Raw genomic sequence first — 14,570 nt, 5'->3', positions numbered from 1 at the left:
AGGTAGTTGCGGTCGACACGCCGGTGGAGGCCGCAACTACCTGCACTTCGGCGTGCCGACGAAGGCTCAGTCGCGGCGCGGCTCGATGTGCAGCCAGTAGAAGTTCTGCGTGCCGAGGGTCAGGGTGAACCGGCCGTCCTCGGCCACGGTCGGGAACTCCGCCCCGCCGAACAGGTCGTACAGCGTCCGCCCGGCGAACTCCGGCGCCTCCAGCGTGACCGACACGGGATTGTGCGCGAACGAGAACACGCACAGCACGTCCTCCGGCTGGTCGCCGAAGTGCGTCCCGCTGCCCTCGTAGGAGCGGATGAACGCGAGCACGGACTCGTGGTCGGTCGGCAGGACGCGGATGTCGCCAAGCCCGAACACCGGGTGCGCCTTGCGCACGTGGATGACGTTGCGGATCCAGTGCAGCAGCGACCGGGACTGGGCGAGCTGCGCCTCCACGTTCACCTGGTTGTAGTGGAACACCAGCGACTGCACGACGGGCAGGTAGAGCTTGCCCGGGTCGGCGCTGGAGAAGCCGGCGTTGCGGTCCGGCGTCCACTGCATCGGAGTGCGTGAACTGTCGCGGTCGGGCAGCCAGATGTTGTCGCCCATCCCGATCTCGTCGCCGTAGTACAGGAACGGGCTGCCGGGCAGCGAGAACAGCAGCGCGTGGGCGAGCTCCAGCTCGGCGCGGGAGTTGTCGAGCAGCGGGGCGAGGCGGCGGCGGATGCCGATGTTGGCTCGCATGCGCGGGTCGTAGGCGTACCAGCCGTACATCGCCTGGCGATACTCCTCGCTCACCATCTCGAGCGTCAGCTCGTCGTGGTTGCGCAGGAACACGCCCCAGGCGGCGCCCTCGGGCACGTCGGTGGTCTCGGACAGCACCCGGACGAGCTCGCCGGCCTGCTGCGACCGCAGCGCGTAGAAGATGCGCGGCATGACGGGGAAGTCGAAGGCCATGTGGCACTCGGGCTCCTCCTCGCTGCCGAAGAACGCGGCGACCTCGCGCGGCCACTGGTTGGCCTCGGCGATCATGATGCGGCCCGGGTACTCGCGGTCCACCCACTCCCGTAGCCGGATGATGAACTCGTGCGTCTTCGGCTCACCCTCGCCGTTGCCCTCGTCGGACTCGTAGAGGTAGGGGATGGCGTCGAGCCGGAATCCGTCGACGCCGAGGTCGAGCCAGAACTTGACGATGTCGTACATCGCCTCGTGCACGGCCGGGTTCTCGAAGTTGAGGTCGGGCTGGTGCGAGAAGAAGCGGTGGAAGTAGTACTGCCGCCGGGCCTCGTCGAACGCCCAGTTGGAGTCCTCGGTGTCGACGAAGATGATGCGGATGTCCGGCCACTTGTCGTCGGTGTCGTTCCACACGTAGAAGTCGCCGTACGGGCCCTCGGGGTCGGACCGCGACTGCTGGAACCACTCGTGCTGGTCGGAGGTGTGGTTGATCGGCAGGTCGATGATGATGCGCATATTGCGCTCGTGCGCCTTGGTGACGAGCTCGCGGAACTCCTCGATCGTCCCGAACTCGGGCAGGATCGCCTTGAAGTCGGACACGTCGTACCCGCCGTCGCGCAGCGGCGACTGGAAGAACGGCGGCAGCCAGAGGGCGTCGATGCCGAGCCACTGCAGGTAGTCGAGCTTGGAGGTGAGCCCCGAGATGTCGCCCGACCCGTCGCCGTTGCTGTCGACGAACGACCGCACCATGACCTCGTAGAAGACCGACCGGCGGTACCACTGGGGATCGAGGGCGAGCCCGGGCAGCGTGATGGGCGCGGTGAAACTCACGGTTCTCCTTGGGGGCGAAGAGGCGGGTGCAAACGATTACAACCAGTGAAGTCTAAGGTTCATTCGGGCTCCCGCGCGCCTCGGTTGCCTAGACTGGCGGACGATGTTCATCACCTCCCCCTACGCCGCCGACCTCGAGCGCGTCCCCGTCCGCGAGGGGGCCCTCGGCATCCTCGGCTCGACCACCCGGTTCTGGGACTACGGCGACCCGGATGCGGACACGACGCTCGTGCTCGTGCACGGCTTCCGCGGCGACCATCACGGCCTGGAGCCGGTGGTGGCGCAGCTGCGCGGTGTGCGGATGGTGTCGCCCGATCTCCCGGGGTTCGGGGAGTCGACGCCGATGACCGAGGCGGCGCACGACATCGACGGGTACGGCCGGTGGCTGCGGGAGTTCGTGGCCGGGCTGGAGCTGCCCGCGGGCGGACGCGTCGTGCTGCTGGGCCACTCGTTCGGCTCGATCGTGGTGTCCGGGTCGCTGGCCACGGCATCCTCCGGCGTCGCCCGTCCGGACGCCGTGGTGCTCGTGAACCCCATCGGCCAGCCCGCGCTGGAGGGCCCGCGCGGTGTCTTCACCCGTCTCGCGATCTTCTACTACTGGCTCGCCGCCGCGCTGCCGGAACGCCTGGGCTTCGGGCTGCTGCGCAACCGCGTCATCGTGCGCGTGATGAGCATGGCGATGGCGAAGACGAGGGATGCGTCCCTCCGTCGTTGGATCCACGACCAGCACGACCGCTACTTCTCCGCGTTCAGCGACCGCCGCGTGGTGCTGGAGGCGTTCCGCGCTTCCGTGTCCCACGACGTGAGCGAGTACGCGGCGCGCATCCCCGAGCGGACGCTGCTGGTCGCCGCGGAGAAGGACGACATCACGCCGATCGAGGCCGAGTTCCGGCTGCAGACGCTGTTCCCCGACGCGGAGCTGGTCGCCATCCCGGACGTCGGGCACCTCATCCACTACGAGACGCCGGTGTCGGCCGCCGGGGCGATCGAGCGCTTCCTGGGGGAGTCCGCGTGAAGATCCTCTTCGACTGCCGCTACACCCGGATCGGCCGACACGACGGCATCAGCCGCTACACGGCGGGCGTCGTGACCGCGCTGGCGAAGCTGCACCCGGTCACCATGCTGATCAGCGACCACCGCCAGCTGGAGCTGCTGCCCGACCTGCCGTGGGAGCTCATCCCGTCGCCGACCTCCGCCGGGGAGCCCTGGGTCGCGCGCACGGTGAACAAGCTCGACCCGGACATCGTCTTCACCCCGATGCAGACGATGGGCGGCTTCGGCCGGAAGTACCGCCTCGTGCTGACGGTCCACGACCTCATCTACTATCGGCACCCGACGCCGCCGCGCGACCTGCCGGCGTTCGTGCGGGGGCTGTGGCGGCTGTACCACCTGGCGTGGTGGCCGCAGCGGATGCTGCTGAACCGCTCCGACGCGGTGGTCACCGTGTCGGAGACGACCGAGGGCCTCATCGCCGAGCACCACCTGACCAAGAAGCCGGTCTATGTCGTGCCGAACGCGGCAGACATGCCCGCGCTCGCGCCGGGCCGTGCGGAGCGCACCGCACCCGAGTCGAAGAGCCTCGTCTACATGGGCTCGTTCATGCCGTATAAGAACGTGGACACGCTGGTGCGGGCAGCGGCGCTGCTGCCGGACTACACGCTCCACCTGATGAGCCGGGTGTCCGACGACGAGCGTCAGCGATTGGCCGAGCTCGCACCGGGCGCGCGCATCGTCTTCCACGACGGCGCGAGCGACGAGGAGTACGCGGAGACGCTGGCCGCGGCGACGGCGCTGGTGACGGCGTCGCACGACGAGGGCTTCGGCATCCCGCTGGTGGAGGCGATGGAGCTGGGGACGCCGGTGGTCGTCAGCGATATCCCGATCTTCCGCGAGATCGGCGGGGAGGCTGCGCTGTTCTTCTCCGCGGACGACGCCGAGGAGGTCGCCGCGCGCGTACGGCACCTGGAGGAGGACGGCGTGTGGGCCGCGCGGTCGGCTGCCGGTCGCGCGCAGGCGCAGCGGTACACCTGGGACGGGTCGGCGCGGCACCTGCTCACGGTGCTGGAGACGACGGCGGCGCGGTCGCGCTGACGACGGCTACATCACCGACGCGGTGAACAGGTCGCGATCCTCCGGCCCGAGGTTGAAGCGGTCGAGGGTCAGCTCGCCGTCGTCGTAGATGAAGCGGTGCACCGAGCCGTTCGGGATGAGCTCGCCCGGCCCGGGCAGCGCATGGTCGGTCACGTGACGCACCAGCGACGAGATGACGCCTCCGTGGCTGACCACGATGACGTTCTCGCCGGGATGCTGCTCGCCCAGCTCGCGCAGGGCCGGCAGCGCCCGGGCGACGACCTCGTCGCGGGTCTCGCGGCCGGGGACGGGCATCCCGTCGGGCCAGCGGTCGAGGATCTGCTCGCCGGTCAACCCCTCCGCCTCGCCGTAGTTGCGCTCGGCTACCGCGGGCAGCCGCTCCGGGTCGCCGAGGCCGACGTGCCCGGCGATGATCCGGGCGGTCTCGAGCGCGCGAGACAGCGGGCTCGCGTAGATCGCGTCGAACCGGCCTCCCGAGAGCGCGAGTCCGGTCGTCTCCGCCTGGGCGCGGCCCGTGTCGTTGAGCGGGATGTCGCTGGAGCCCTGGATGCGCTTCGCGAGGTTCCAGTCGGTCTGACCGTGCCGAACGAGGGAGATGAAGGTCACGCGCGTCCTTTCGCCGCGGGACGCGCAGGTGCCGGCTGGTTCAGCCGAGCCGCTTGGCGAGCTCGACGAGCGTCTCCGTCGTCCCGCCGTCCAGCTTAATGGTCGCGCGGCCGTCGCCCTTGGTCTGGCCGCGGTTGACGATGACGATCGGAAGGCGGCGGCGCCGCGCCTCCTCGAGCAGGCGGATGCCGGAGTTGACGACCAGCGACGAGCCCGCGATGACCAGCGCGTCCGCCGACCGGACGAGCGCGCTCGCCTCACGGTACTTCTCGGCCGGGACGAACTCGCCGAAGAACACCACATCCGGCTTGAGGTGACCGCCGCAGACCGTGCAGTCGGGGACGATGAAGGCGTCGATGTCGGTGACGATCGCGTCACCGTCCGGAGCGATCTCGACGGCGCCCTCCGTATCCAGCCATGGGTTCGCGGCGTCGATGCGCGCGGTGATCGCCTCGCGGGCGAAGATCTGGCCGCAGACGAGGCAGAGCACCCGGTCCATCGCGCCGTGCAGGTCGACGACGCGGCGGGATCCCGCCTGCTTGTGCAGGCCGTCCACGTTCTGGGTGATGACGCCGTTCGCCGCGCCCGACGCCTCCAGCGACGCGAGCGCGCGGTGGCCGGCGTTCGGATGCGCGGCCGCGAACCGGCGGTAGCCCAGGTGGCTGCCGGCCCAGTAGCGCTTGCGGAAGCGGTCGTCGGCGAGGAACTGCTGGAACGTCATCGGCGTGCGCTTCGGCGCGCCCTCGCCGCGGTAGTCCGGGATGCCGGAGTCGGTGGACACGCCCGCACCGGTCAGCACCGCGAAGCGGCGACCGCTCAGGAGCTCGACGGTCTGGTCGATGCCGCGGGCCAGCTCCGGCGGGAGCTCGGTCGTCAGCGTGGTCACAGGCACCTCCAGATCCTCCTCCACTCTAAACACCCCAGTTTTCGGATTTGTTTCGTCGGCCTGGCAATGTGGACGCCATGCTCCTGCACCGCATCGACGACCTGGAGGCCGACGGCCTCGCCGACTACTCCCGCCTCACCGACGTGGCCTTGCGCCGGGTGAGCGAGCCCGCGGGCGGCCTGTACATCGCCGAGTCGACCAAGGTCATCACCCGGGCGCTGGCCGCCGGGCACCGGCCCCGGTCGGTGCTGCTGCAGGAGCAGTGGCTGCCGGACGTCGAGCCGCTGCTGGCGCCGTATCCGGACGTCCCGGTGTTCGTCGGATCGGCGGAGGTGCTGGAGCGGCTGACCGGGTACCACCTGCACCGCGGCGCCCTGGCCGCCATGCACCGGCCGGAGCTGCCCGATCCCGCGGAGCTGCTGCGGGACGCGCGGCGCGTGGTCGTGCTCGAGGACATCGTCGACCACACCAACGTCGGGGCGATCTTCCGCGCGGTCGCCGGTCTCGGCGCCGACGCCGTGCTCGTCACGCCGCGCTGCGCCGATCCGCTCTACCGGCGCAGTGTCCGGGTGAGCATGGGCACGGTGCTGCAGGTGCCGTGGACGCGACTGCCTGAGTGGGATGACGCCGTCCCGCTGCTCCACGACGCCGGCTTCGACATCGCGGCGCTCGCCCTCGCCGACGACGCAGTGACGCTCGACGAGTACGCGGCAGCACCGCCGGAGCGGGTGGCGATGGTCTTCGGCGCGGAAGGGGACGGGCTCAGCCGCCGGGCGCTGGCCGCAGCGGACACGGTGGCCACCATCCCGATGCTGCACGGCGTGGACTCGCTCAACGTCGCGTCCGCCTCCGCTGTCGCGTTGTGGGCGCTGCGCGCGCGTTCTCAGCCGTCGCATCGGTAGGCCCGGATACCATCGAGGCGTGCCCCAGCAAGTCCTCGCCGATCCGCCGCGCCGTGTTTCCCGTCAGGTGTATCGCCGCCGCCGGATCGTCGTCTTCGGGCTGCTGACGGCCATCCTGGTCGCCTTCGTGTACGTCGTCGGGTCGCTCGTGGCTCCCGTGCCGGCGACCGCCGCCGTCACCGCGCACGACAAGACGATCGCGCAGCCGGCCGCGCAGCTCGCGTGGCCCGGGTACGGATCGGCGGCGATCGTCGCGCCCAACTATCCCGGCGCGTCGGCCTCGCACGGCAGCGAGGCCAGCGTCCCGATCGCGAGCATAACGAAGACGATCACGGCGCTCGTGGTACTGGAGAAGAAGCCGCTCGACGGGAACGACCAGGGGCCGGACATTGCGTTCACCCAGCGCGACGTCGACATCTGGAACCAGGTCATCGGAGCGGGCGGCTCGTGGGCGCCGGTCGTCGCGGGGACGTCGATGACCGAGAAGCAGGCGCTCGAGGCGATGCTGCTGCCGTCGGCGAACAACTACGCCATCTCGCTCGCGAACTGGGCGTACGGCTCCACCGGCGCGTACGTGAAGGCCGCCAACGACTGGCTGGCGCAGAAGGGCTTCACCGGCACGAAGATCACGACGCCCGACGGCCTCGACCCGGGAAACGTCAGCACCACGAAGGACCTCATCGGGATCGGGAAGCTCGTGCTCGCATCGCCGGCGCTCTCGTCGATCGTGTCGCAGAAGAGCGTGACGCTTCCGGGCGCCGGCGCGCAGGACAACACCAACACGCTCCTCGGGTTCGAGGGCATGGACGGCATCAAGACCGGCAACACCGACGAAGCGGGCAACTGCCTCCTGTTCTCGGCGCAGGTTCCCGTCGGCAACACGAAGGTGCGCGTCCTCGGCGTCGTGCTGGGTGCGCCGACCCATGACGACCTCTGGGCCGGGGTGCAGGCGCTGCTGACGAGTGTGAAGGCGGGCTTCCACCAGGTGACGCCGGTCGAGAAGGGTCAGGTCTTCGGCACCTACACGACGGCGTGGGGCGCATCCTCGAAGCTGATCGCCACCGAGACGAAGTCGTTCGTGGTCTGGTCGGACACGCCCATCGCGGTGGACCTGCAGACCCGGCCGCTGTCGTCCGGATTCACGGGCGACATCCTCGGACAGGGCACCTTCACGCTGAACGGCAAGACCGAGACGGTGCCGCTCGCGCTGGCGAAGGACGTGCCCGATCCCGGGTTCGGCTGGCGGCTGGCGCACCCGGGCGGGCTCGGGACGTAGCGCGTCCCTCGCGCTCAGTCCCCGCTGATCAGGAACGGCCCGGCCTGCGGGCGCTTCGCCGTGATGTGGTCGCCGGACGACTGGTGGCGGATGCGGCGCAGCACCCAGGGGACCAGGTACTCGCGCGCCCAGGACAGGTCCTCCGACCGCGCCTGTCGCCACGTCCGCGGCGGCAGCGGCTCGGGCTCCATCGGCTGCAGGTCGTTCTCGACGTTCAGCGCGGCCAGCACCATGCGGGCGACCGTGTGGTGGCCGAGCGGCGCGAGGTGGAGGCGGTCGGGCGCCCACATCCGGGAATCCTGGATCTCGGTCAGCGACCACTGGTCGGCCACGATGCAGTCGTACCGGGCGGCGATGGCGCGCACGTTCTCGTTGTAGATCGCCACCTTGCCGCGGATGCCGCGGAACACCGGTGAGAAGCCGACGTCGACGCCGGTGAAGACGACGACGGTCGCGCCGTCGACGCTCAGGCGCGACACGGCCTCGTCGAAGAGCAGCGCGATCTGGTCGGGGTCGGTCCCCGGGCGGATGACGTCGTTGCCGCCCGCCGAGATGGTGATGAGGTCGGGGCGCAGCGCGACGGCCGCATCCACCTGCTCGTCCAGGATCTGCTTGATCAGCTTGCCGCGCACCGCGAGGTTCGCGTACGCGAAGTCGTCGGTCTTCTGGCTCAGCACCTCGGCCACGCGGTCCGCCCAACCGCGGTGGCCTCCCGGGCTGCCGGGCTCCGGGTCGCCGATGCCTTCGGTGAACGAGTCGCCCAGGGCGACGTAGCGGGACCAGGGATGCTGAGCTTCGGCCATTGCTCCATTCTGCAACGCCCGAGGGTGTCGGTGCTCTCGGGTAGATTTGATCCAAGTGGAGACGACAGCAACACCCGAGCCGGACGAGTCCGAGCGACCCGGCGCGCACGCCGGAAGCTTCGCCGCCGAGCACCTGTCGCCGTCGTTCCCTGAGCGCGCGGCGTGGGGAACGGCCGGAAAGCTCCGTGCCTGGCAGGCCGAAGCGCTCGACGCCTACTTCGTGAACGAGCCGCGGGACTTCCTCGCCGCCGCGACGCCCGGCGCCGGTAAGACGACCTTCGCCCTCCGCCTCGCCACCGAACTGCTCTCGCGCCGGGTGGTGGAGCGGGTCACCGTGGTGGCGCCGACCGAGCACCTGAAGCGTCAGTGGGCGGAGGCGGCCTCCCGGGTCGGGCTGAACCTCGACCCGGACTTCAAGAACTCGGACGGCAGGTACGCGCGGCACTACCGCGGCGCCGCAGTCACGTACGCCCAGGTCGCGATGCGCCCCTCCCTGCACAAGGACATCACCGAGGCCCACAAGACGCTGGTGATCCTCGACGAGGTGCACCACGGCGGCGACGCGCTCAGCTGGGGCGACGGGATCCGCGACGCCTTCGAGCGCGCGACGCGGCGCCTGTCGTTGACCGGTACGCCGTTCCGTTCCGACACGGCGCCGATCCCGTTCGTCACGTACCTGCCCGACCGCCAGGGCATCCGTACCTCGGTCACCGACTACAACTACGGCTACGGCCGGGCGCTGGAGGACGGCGTCGTCCGTCCGGTGATCTTCATGGTCTACGCCGGCCACATGCGCTGGCGCACCAAGACCGGCGACGAGATGGAGGCTCGGCTCGGCGAGGGCAACACGAAGGACATCACCTCACAGGCGTGGCGCACCGCCCTCGACCCGCGCGGCGAGTGGATCCCGGCGGTGCTGTCGGCCGCGGACCGCCGCCTGACCGAGGTGCGCAACTCCATCCCGGACGCCGGCGGCCTCGTCATCGCGACCGATCACTACGCCGCCCGCGCCTATGCCGACCTGCTGCAGCAGATCAGCGGCGAGCCGGTGACGGTGGTGCTCTCGGACGAGAAGGAGGCGAGCGACCGGATCGAGGCGTTCTCGAAGGGCGACTCGCGCTGGATGGTCGCGGTGCGCATGGTGTCGGAGGGTGTGGACGTGCCACGGCTCGCCGTGGGGGTGTACGCGACCAGCGCCTCCACGCCGCTGTTCTTCGCGCAGGCCATCGGCCGCTTCGTGCGCGCACGACGGCGCGGAGAGACCGCGTCGGTCTTCCTGCCGAACGTCCCCACTCTGATGGCGCTGGCGAACGCGATGGAGCTGGAGCGCGACCATGCGCTCGACCGCGTCGTCGAGGAGAACGCCGAGGGCGACCTGTGGAATCCCGAGGACGCGATGGTCGCCGAGGCGAACCGCGAGGAGCGGGCGTCGGAGGCGCTGACCGAGGAGTTCGCCTTCGAGGCGCTGGGATCGGAGGCGAACTTCGACCGTGTCCTGTACGACGGCAAGGAGTTCGGCAGCTTCGCCGTGCCCGGGACGGACGAGGAGCACGACTTCATCGGGCTGCCCGGCATCCTCGAGCCCGAGCAGGTTCACGAGCTGCTGCTGCAGCGCCAGCAGCGCCAGGCCCGCCGCCACTCGTCACGTCCGGCCACGGCCGAGGGTCACCCGCCGGCGCCGCTGCACCGGACGTTGAAGGAGCAGCGTCAGCTGCTCAACAGCCTCGTGGGGCTCTACTCGAAGAACTCGGGGGAACCGCACGGCCTCATCCACGCCGAGCTCCGGCGCGTCTGCGGCGGTCCGGCCGTCGCGCAGGCGAGCGTCACGCAGCTGCAGGCGCGGATCGACTTCCTCCGCAAGCGACTGGGGTCGCACTAGCCCCGCCCGGCCGCCGCGTCGCCTCCGCTACGCCGCCGCCTCGTCGTCGCCGGCGATCTCGACGTGGATGCGGCGCAGATCCTCCACCAGCGAGCCGATGAGCACCCAGTGCCGCGGGTCGGGCGTCGCGATGGTCAGCGGCGCCGTCAGCACCGGGACGCCGGCCGTCTCGGTGCCCGGCTCCACCACCGGCTCGTCCGGATCGCGGGCCAGGAGCCGCAGGTCGTGCGCTGCCCGGTGCAGTTCGTCGCTGATGGCATGGATGGTCGGCTCGGCCGCGAGGCTGTCGTCGTAATGGTCGTGATAGGCGCGCGTCATCCCCAGCGTTCGGTTGATCAGCGGACGCAGGCTGGCGAACAGCTGCTGGTCGTGCTCGAGGTAGACGCGGTGCTTTCGCTGCCGCGGGTTCAGCGACAGGCTCTCGTCGGCCGCGGTGATCGCCGTCTGCGCCTTCGCCTCCATCGGCCGGAGCAGTCTGGCCTCGATGAGCAGCGCATCCAGCTCGCCGCGGGTATGCGTCGTGCGGAGCGCGTCGCCCAGCCGGTCGAGGGTGGAGGCGATCTCGTTCCCCAGCGCCACGACCGCCTGCCGCGCCGGGGCGGTCAGCACCGGAGGGACGATGGCGACGTTGACGACGACGCCGATCGCTGCTCCGATGACCGTCTCCACGATCCGCGCGAGGGCGTACTCGGGGTCGGACGCGCCGATCGCCAGCACCAGCATTGCGGTGATCGGGACCTGGTTGGCGGTCCCGGGCGTCAGCTTCAGCGCCCACGCGAGGAGGACCGACACGACGACCGCGAGCAGCACGATCCAGCTGTTCGTGCCGAAGGCGAGGCCGATCAGGTAGGCGATCACGACCCCGACGATCACGCCGAGGGAGCGCTCGATCGCGCGTCCCACCGACTGGTTGACGCTGGGCTGCACCACCAGCAGCGCCGCGATCGTCGCGAAGATCGGCAGCTCGCCGTGCACGAACACGCTCGCCACCGCCCAGGCGACGATCATGGCGACCGCGGTCTTCACGACCTGGAGGAACGGTGCCCGCGTGCTGGTCCGGATGGTGGCGGGGAGCGCGATCCCGGCCGGGAGCCGGCGGCGTCTCGTGCTGGTGCGTGCCACGGACTCCACGCTACCGGGCGTAGCGCGCGTACGCCTTCGCCGCGCGCTCCAGCCGGGTGCTGCGGGCCTCGGTGAGATGCGCGAAGGGCTGCGGAGCGACCCGTGCTCCGTCCCGGCGCCAGGTGCCGACCACGCGGCCTCCGGCGACGATGACGGGCTGGAAGACCCCGTTCCCACCGGGCACGATCAGCTCGAAGTGGCCGTCGTCCAGGATGGGCGAGCGGTCCTGATAGCCGAGCAGGTACTCGTCGAACGCGGGCAGCAGGTGCACCGCATCCTTCTCGGCGCGGGTCGCCGGCGTGGAGGCGGCACGATCGGCGAGCTCGGCGGTCACCAGGTACTCGACGCCGTCGCTCTCCACGGTCGTCACGGCGTCGCCGAGCACGGCGAGCCCGGTCTTCGCGCCCGCCATGGTGCCCTTGGTCCACCAGACGAAGTCGCGGATGGTCGCCGGACCGTGTCCCTGGAGGTACCGGAGGAGGAACTGCGCGTGCGCCTCGTCGGGCTCGAGCGGCGGGGGAGCGGGGGCCCACTCGTCGAGCAGGACGAGCGCCTGCGTCGGGTTGCCGTTGCCCGAGCGGATCACCGGTCCCCAGCACAGCAGGCCGGTCTGCGCGAGGAAGTAGATGAGGTGGTAGCCGCGCTGCCCGGTCGTGGAGACCCCGGCGGCCTCCCACACCTCCATCAGCTCGGCCCGGCCGATGGTGCGTCCGCCCGCGAGCGCGCCCGTGACGACGTCGGCTGCCCGCTCGAAGTCGGAGGCGGTGAGACCGAGCTGCTGCTGCCGCCGACCGAGGCCGGCGACCATGCGATCCATCGTGATCGAGAGCATCCACCGGAGGTCTTCCGGAGGGACGAAGTGGAGCGTGCCGCGCATCGGCCACGATCGGATGATCCGACCGGCGTCCAGGTCGGCCAGGACGTCGCTCAGCGTCGCGCCGGTGGTCCGCAGGGCGAGCGCCCAGCATCCCGCCGCGAAGTCCTGCCCCTGGAGCGCGAGCAGGCGGCGGCCCACGGAGGCGGCGTCCGACTCGCGCGGCCCGTCGATCGCCTGTGCGAGGCGCCGCATCCGGAGCAGGTCGGCGCGGGAGACGCGGGTGGCGGCACGGCTGGCGGGCATGGGGGCCAGCCTGCCAGAGACCACCGACAGTGCGTCAGAGCAGGCCGAGCTCCGTGAGCTGTTCGCTCAGCCCGGCGCCGTCGGGCGCGTACACCCACGGGGTGCCGGAGAGCTCGCTGTGCTTCTCGGCCTTCGACCGGCCGCCGGCGAGCACCGCCTCACCGCTGGAGAGCTGCCGGATGGCCACGGCCGCGACATTGTCGGGATGCGCCACCGTGAACTCGCCGTAGAGGTCTTCGTCGTGCTGTCCGTCGTCGCCGATCAGCAGCCATTTGAGGCCGGGGAACTCCTGGGCCAGCCGCTCGAGGCTCGTGCGCTTGTGCTCGCGTCCGCTCCGGAACCAGCGGTCGTGCGTCGGCCCCCAGTCGGTCAGCAGCAGAGGACCGGCGGGGAAGAGGTTCCGCGACAGGAACCGCGTGAGCGTCGGCGCGACGTTCCAGGCGCCCGTGGAGAGGTAGAGCACGGGGGCGCCGGGATGCGCGGTGGCCAGCCGCTCCAGCAGCACCGACATCCCCGGCGTGGGCACGCGGGCGTGCTCGTCGAGCACGAACGTGTTCCAGGCGGCGAGCAGCGGACGGGGGAGAGCGGTGACCATGACCGTGTCGTCGATGTCGGAGATGACCCCGAAGGTCGCCTTCGGGTCGACCACGAACACCGGCGCCTCGAACACGCGGGTCGACTCCGAGGTGGACAGCTTGACCGTGTGCCAGCCCGGCGTCAGCTGCGCGGGCACGACCGTGTCGATGACGCCGCCGCGATCGGTGACCACCTCGTGGCGGTCGCCCTCGATCTCGACGGTGACCGTCGTGTTCGCGAGCGGCACGCTGATGAACGAGCGCCAGCCGCGGACCGACTCCTCGCGCTTGCGGTGCAGCCGTTCCGCGCGGCTGCCGGGGCGCGGGTCCTTCGCCAGCACCACGCGGCCCAGGATGCGCACCCAGCTGGGCGCGCCGTAGCCGGTGTACGGCACGATCGTCGGGAGGAACCCGCGTCTGCGGGCGCGGCGCGCACGGAAGTCGTGGAAGGCGTCCTCGATGCGGGCGGCCCGGTGCATGATCGGCTCCACCGCCGCGCTGCGACGGGAAGCGGAGTCGCCGGAGACCGGAGCGGGGCGCTGTTCGGGGGAGAGCATCTGATCCATTTTCTCATGGAGTGAAGGTTCATTCGTATGCATCCCCCAGATCTGGGGGACTTTTCTTCGGCGGGTCGAAGAGTAATACCCAGCGGAAGTGAGGTTTCCCCGACTACGATCGAGGTATGTGCGACGGTGATCCCGTCGCCGGGCTGGGGACCCGCACCACCGACTGATCCAGAGAGAGAAGGAGTCGCCCTCGTGCCCATCAACGATCTGGTCGCCGGACAGAGCAGCGTCGGAGCACCGCTCGTCCGTACCGAGCCGATCCAGGAGCGCAGCGCCGCCCGTATCGACGCCCTGCTCGATGCCGCCGCCGACGTCGTCGACGAGATCGGCTTCGACCGGCTGACCACGGCCATGGTGGCCGAGCGCGCCGGCGCGTCCATCGGGACCGTCTACCGCTACTTCCCGGACCGCATCGTCCTGCTTCAGGCGCTGCGCGACCGGGCCCTGCTGCGCTACCGCCACTCGGTCGTCGCCGCCATCCACGCCCAGGCGCCGGAGCACTGGTGGAACGCCGTCGAGGCGGCCATCGACGCCTTCGTGGACATGTTCCGGACCGAGCGCGGATTCCGCATCATCCGCTTCGCCGACGCCGAGCGTGCGGGCGTGCCCGAGGACGAGGTGGTGCGCGAGGCGGGGTTCGCCCAGCAGTTCGCGCAGATCCTCTCCGACGAGTACGGACTGCCGGCCGGCGACGACCTGGCCTTCCGCCTCGAGGTCGTCGTGGAGATCATGGACTCCCTGATCAACCGGGCTTTCGTGGAGAACCCGGACGGCGACGAGCGGTACATCGCCGAGGCGCGGACCGTCGCCCGCGAATACCTCGAGAGCCGGTTCGACCCCAAGGGCTGATCCGCCCGCCGCGGGAATGTCGGTGGTCGGTGGCAGGTTGCCATCCACACGGGCGAGCGCTCCGAACAGGGAGCGAACGCCGCGGAACGGCACCGTCACCGAACGAAGGGGGGCCGCGT

General features: G+C 70.6%; 13 protein-coding genes. 6 read left to right on the top strand and 7 right to left on the bottom strand.

The window, feature by feature from the left end; genetic code table 11:
* Positions 1–66: 66 nt before the first annotated feature.
* Positions 67–1,776: a maltose alpha-D-glucosyltransferase gene (gene treS / locus AB0P25_RS17630; protein ID WP_363809085.1), complete on the bottom strand. Its 1,710-nt coding sequence runs from the start codon at positions 1,774–1,776 to the stop codon at positions 67–69.
* A gap of 103 nt (positions 1,777–1,879) precedes the next feature.
* Between treS and AB0P25_RS17625 the strand changes: the two genes are divergently transcribed.
* Positions 1,880–2,791, top strand: coding sequence for an alpha/beta hydrolase (locus AB0P25_RS17625; protein WP_363809084.1), 912 nt, complete (start codon positions 1,880–1,882; stop codon positions 2,789–2,791).
* Positions 2,788–3,867: a glycosyltransferase family 1 protein gene (locus tag AB0P25_RS17620; protein WP_363809083.1), complete on the top strand. Its 1,080-nt coding sequence runs from the start codon at positions 2,788–2,790 to the stop codon at positions 3,865–3,867. Before AB0P25_RS17625 ends, AB0P25_RS17620 begins: the two co-directional genes overlap by 4 nt.
* Positions 3,868–3,873: 6 nt before the next feature.
* Here the strand turns inward: AB0P25_RS17620 and AB0P25_RS17615 are convergent, their stop codons facing one another.
* A complete protein-coding gene (locus AB0P25_RS17615) occupies positions 3,874–4,473 on the bottom strand; it encodes a histidine phosphatase family protein (RefSeq protein WP_363809082.1) in 600 nt (199 codons plus the stop codon).
* A gap of 40 nt (positions 4,474–4,513) precedes the next feature.
* Positions 4,514–5,359 carry a Sir2 family NAD-dependent protein deacetylase gene (locus AB0P25_RS17610; protein WP_363809341.1) on the bottom strand — a complete coding sequence of 282 codons (846 nt, stop codon included), beginning with the start codon at positions 5,357–5,359 and terminating at the stop codon, positions 4,514–4,516.
* Positions 5,360–5,436: 77 nt separating this feature from the next.
* On the opposite strand from AB0P25_RS17610, the gene AB0P25_RS17605 reads away from it, so the two are divergent.
* Together AB0P25_RS17605 and AB0P25_RS17600 are read left to right on the top strand one after the other, a co-directional pair.
* The gene (locus AB0P25_RS17605) at positions 5,437–6,261 is read left to right on the top strand and encodes an RNA methyltransferase (protein WP_363809081.1); all 825 of its coding nucleotides are present in this window, start codon (positions 5,437–5,439) and stop codon (positions 6,259–6,261) included.
* Between the two features lie 19 nt (positions 6,262–6,280).
* On the top strand, positions 6,281–7,537 hold the full coding sequence (locus AB0P25_RS17600; protein WP_363809080.1) for a D-alanyl-D-alanine carboxypeptidase: 1,257 nt from the start codon (positions 6,281–6,283) through the stop codon (positions 7,535–7,537).
* Positions 7,538–7,551: 14 nt separating this feature from the next.
* On the opposite strand, the gene AB0P25_RS17595 is transcribed toward AB0P25_RS17600, so the two are convergent.
* On the bottom strand, positions 7,552–8,340 hold the full coding sequence (locus AB0P25_RS17595; protein WP_363809078.1) for an SGNH/GDSL hydrolase family protein: 789 nt from the start codon (positions 8,338–8,340) through the stop codon (positions 7,552–7,554).
* A 55-nt stretch (positions 8,341–8,395) separates the two neighbouring features.
* Between AB0P25_RS17595 and AB0P25_RS17590 the strand changes: the two genes are divergently transcribed.
* Positions 8,396–10,219, top strand: a complete 1,824-nt coding sequence (locus AB0P25_RS17590; RefSeq protein WP_363809077.1) for a DEAD/DEAH box helicase — start codon at positions 8,396–8,398, stop codon at positions 10,217–10,219.
* Between the two features lie 27 nt (positions 10,220–10,246).
* On the opposite strand, the gene AB0P25_RS17585 is transcribed toward AB0P25_RS17590, so the two are convergent.
* The 3 genes from AB0P25_RS17585 to AB0P25_RS17575 are packed head-to-tail and all read right to left on the bottom strand — an operon-like array spanning position 10,247 to position 13,593.
* The gene (locus tag AB0P25_RS17585; RefSeq protein WP_363809076.1) at positions 10,247–11,341 is read right to left on the bottom strand and encodes an FUSC family protein; all 1,095 of its coding nucleotides are present in this window, start codon (positions 11,339–11,341) and stop codon (positions 10,247–10,249) included.
* Positions 11,342–11,351: 10 nt separating this feature from the next.
* A complete protein-coding gene (locus tag AB0P25_RS17580) occupies positions 11,352–12,461 on the bottom strand; it encodes a winged helix DNA-binding domain-containing protein (protein WP_363809075.1) in 1,110 nt (369 codons plus the stop codon).
* A 34-nt stretch (positions 12,462–12,495) separates the two neighbouring features.
* Complete coding sequence (locus AB0P25_RS17575; RefSeq protein ID WP_363809074.1) at positions 12,496–13,593, bottom strand: phosphatase domain-containing protein; 1,098 nt, start codon at positions 13,591–13,593, stop codon at positions 12,496–12,498.
* Between the two features lie 201 nt (positions 13,594–13,794).
* Here AB0P25_RS17575 and AB0P25_RS17570 point away from each other — a divergent pair, with 201 nt between their 5' ends.
* Positions 13,795–14,451: a TetR/AcrR family transcriptional regulator gene (locus AB0P25_RS17570; RefSeq protein ID WP_363809073.1), complete on the top strand. Its 657-nt coding sequence runs from the start codon at positions 13,795–13,797 to the stop codon at positions 14,449–14,451.
* Positions 14,452–14,570 lie beyond the last annotated feature (119 nt).

It is taken from the genome of Leifsonia sp. NPDC077715 (assembly GCF_040686855.1).
In the GTDB taxonomy this organism is placed as follows: Bacteria; Actinomycetota; Actinomycetes; order Actinomycetales; family Microbacteriaceae; genus Leifsonia.
Note: the sequence above shows the minus strand (reverse complement) of the source record. Positions and strands in the feature narration are given on the sequence as shown.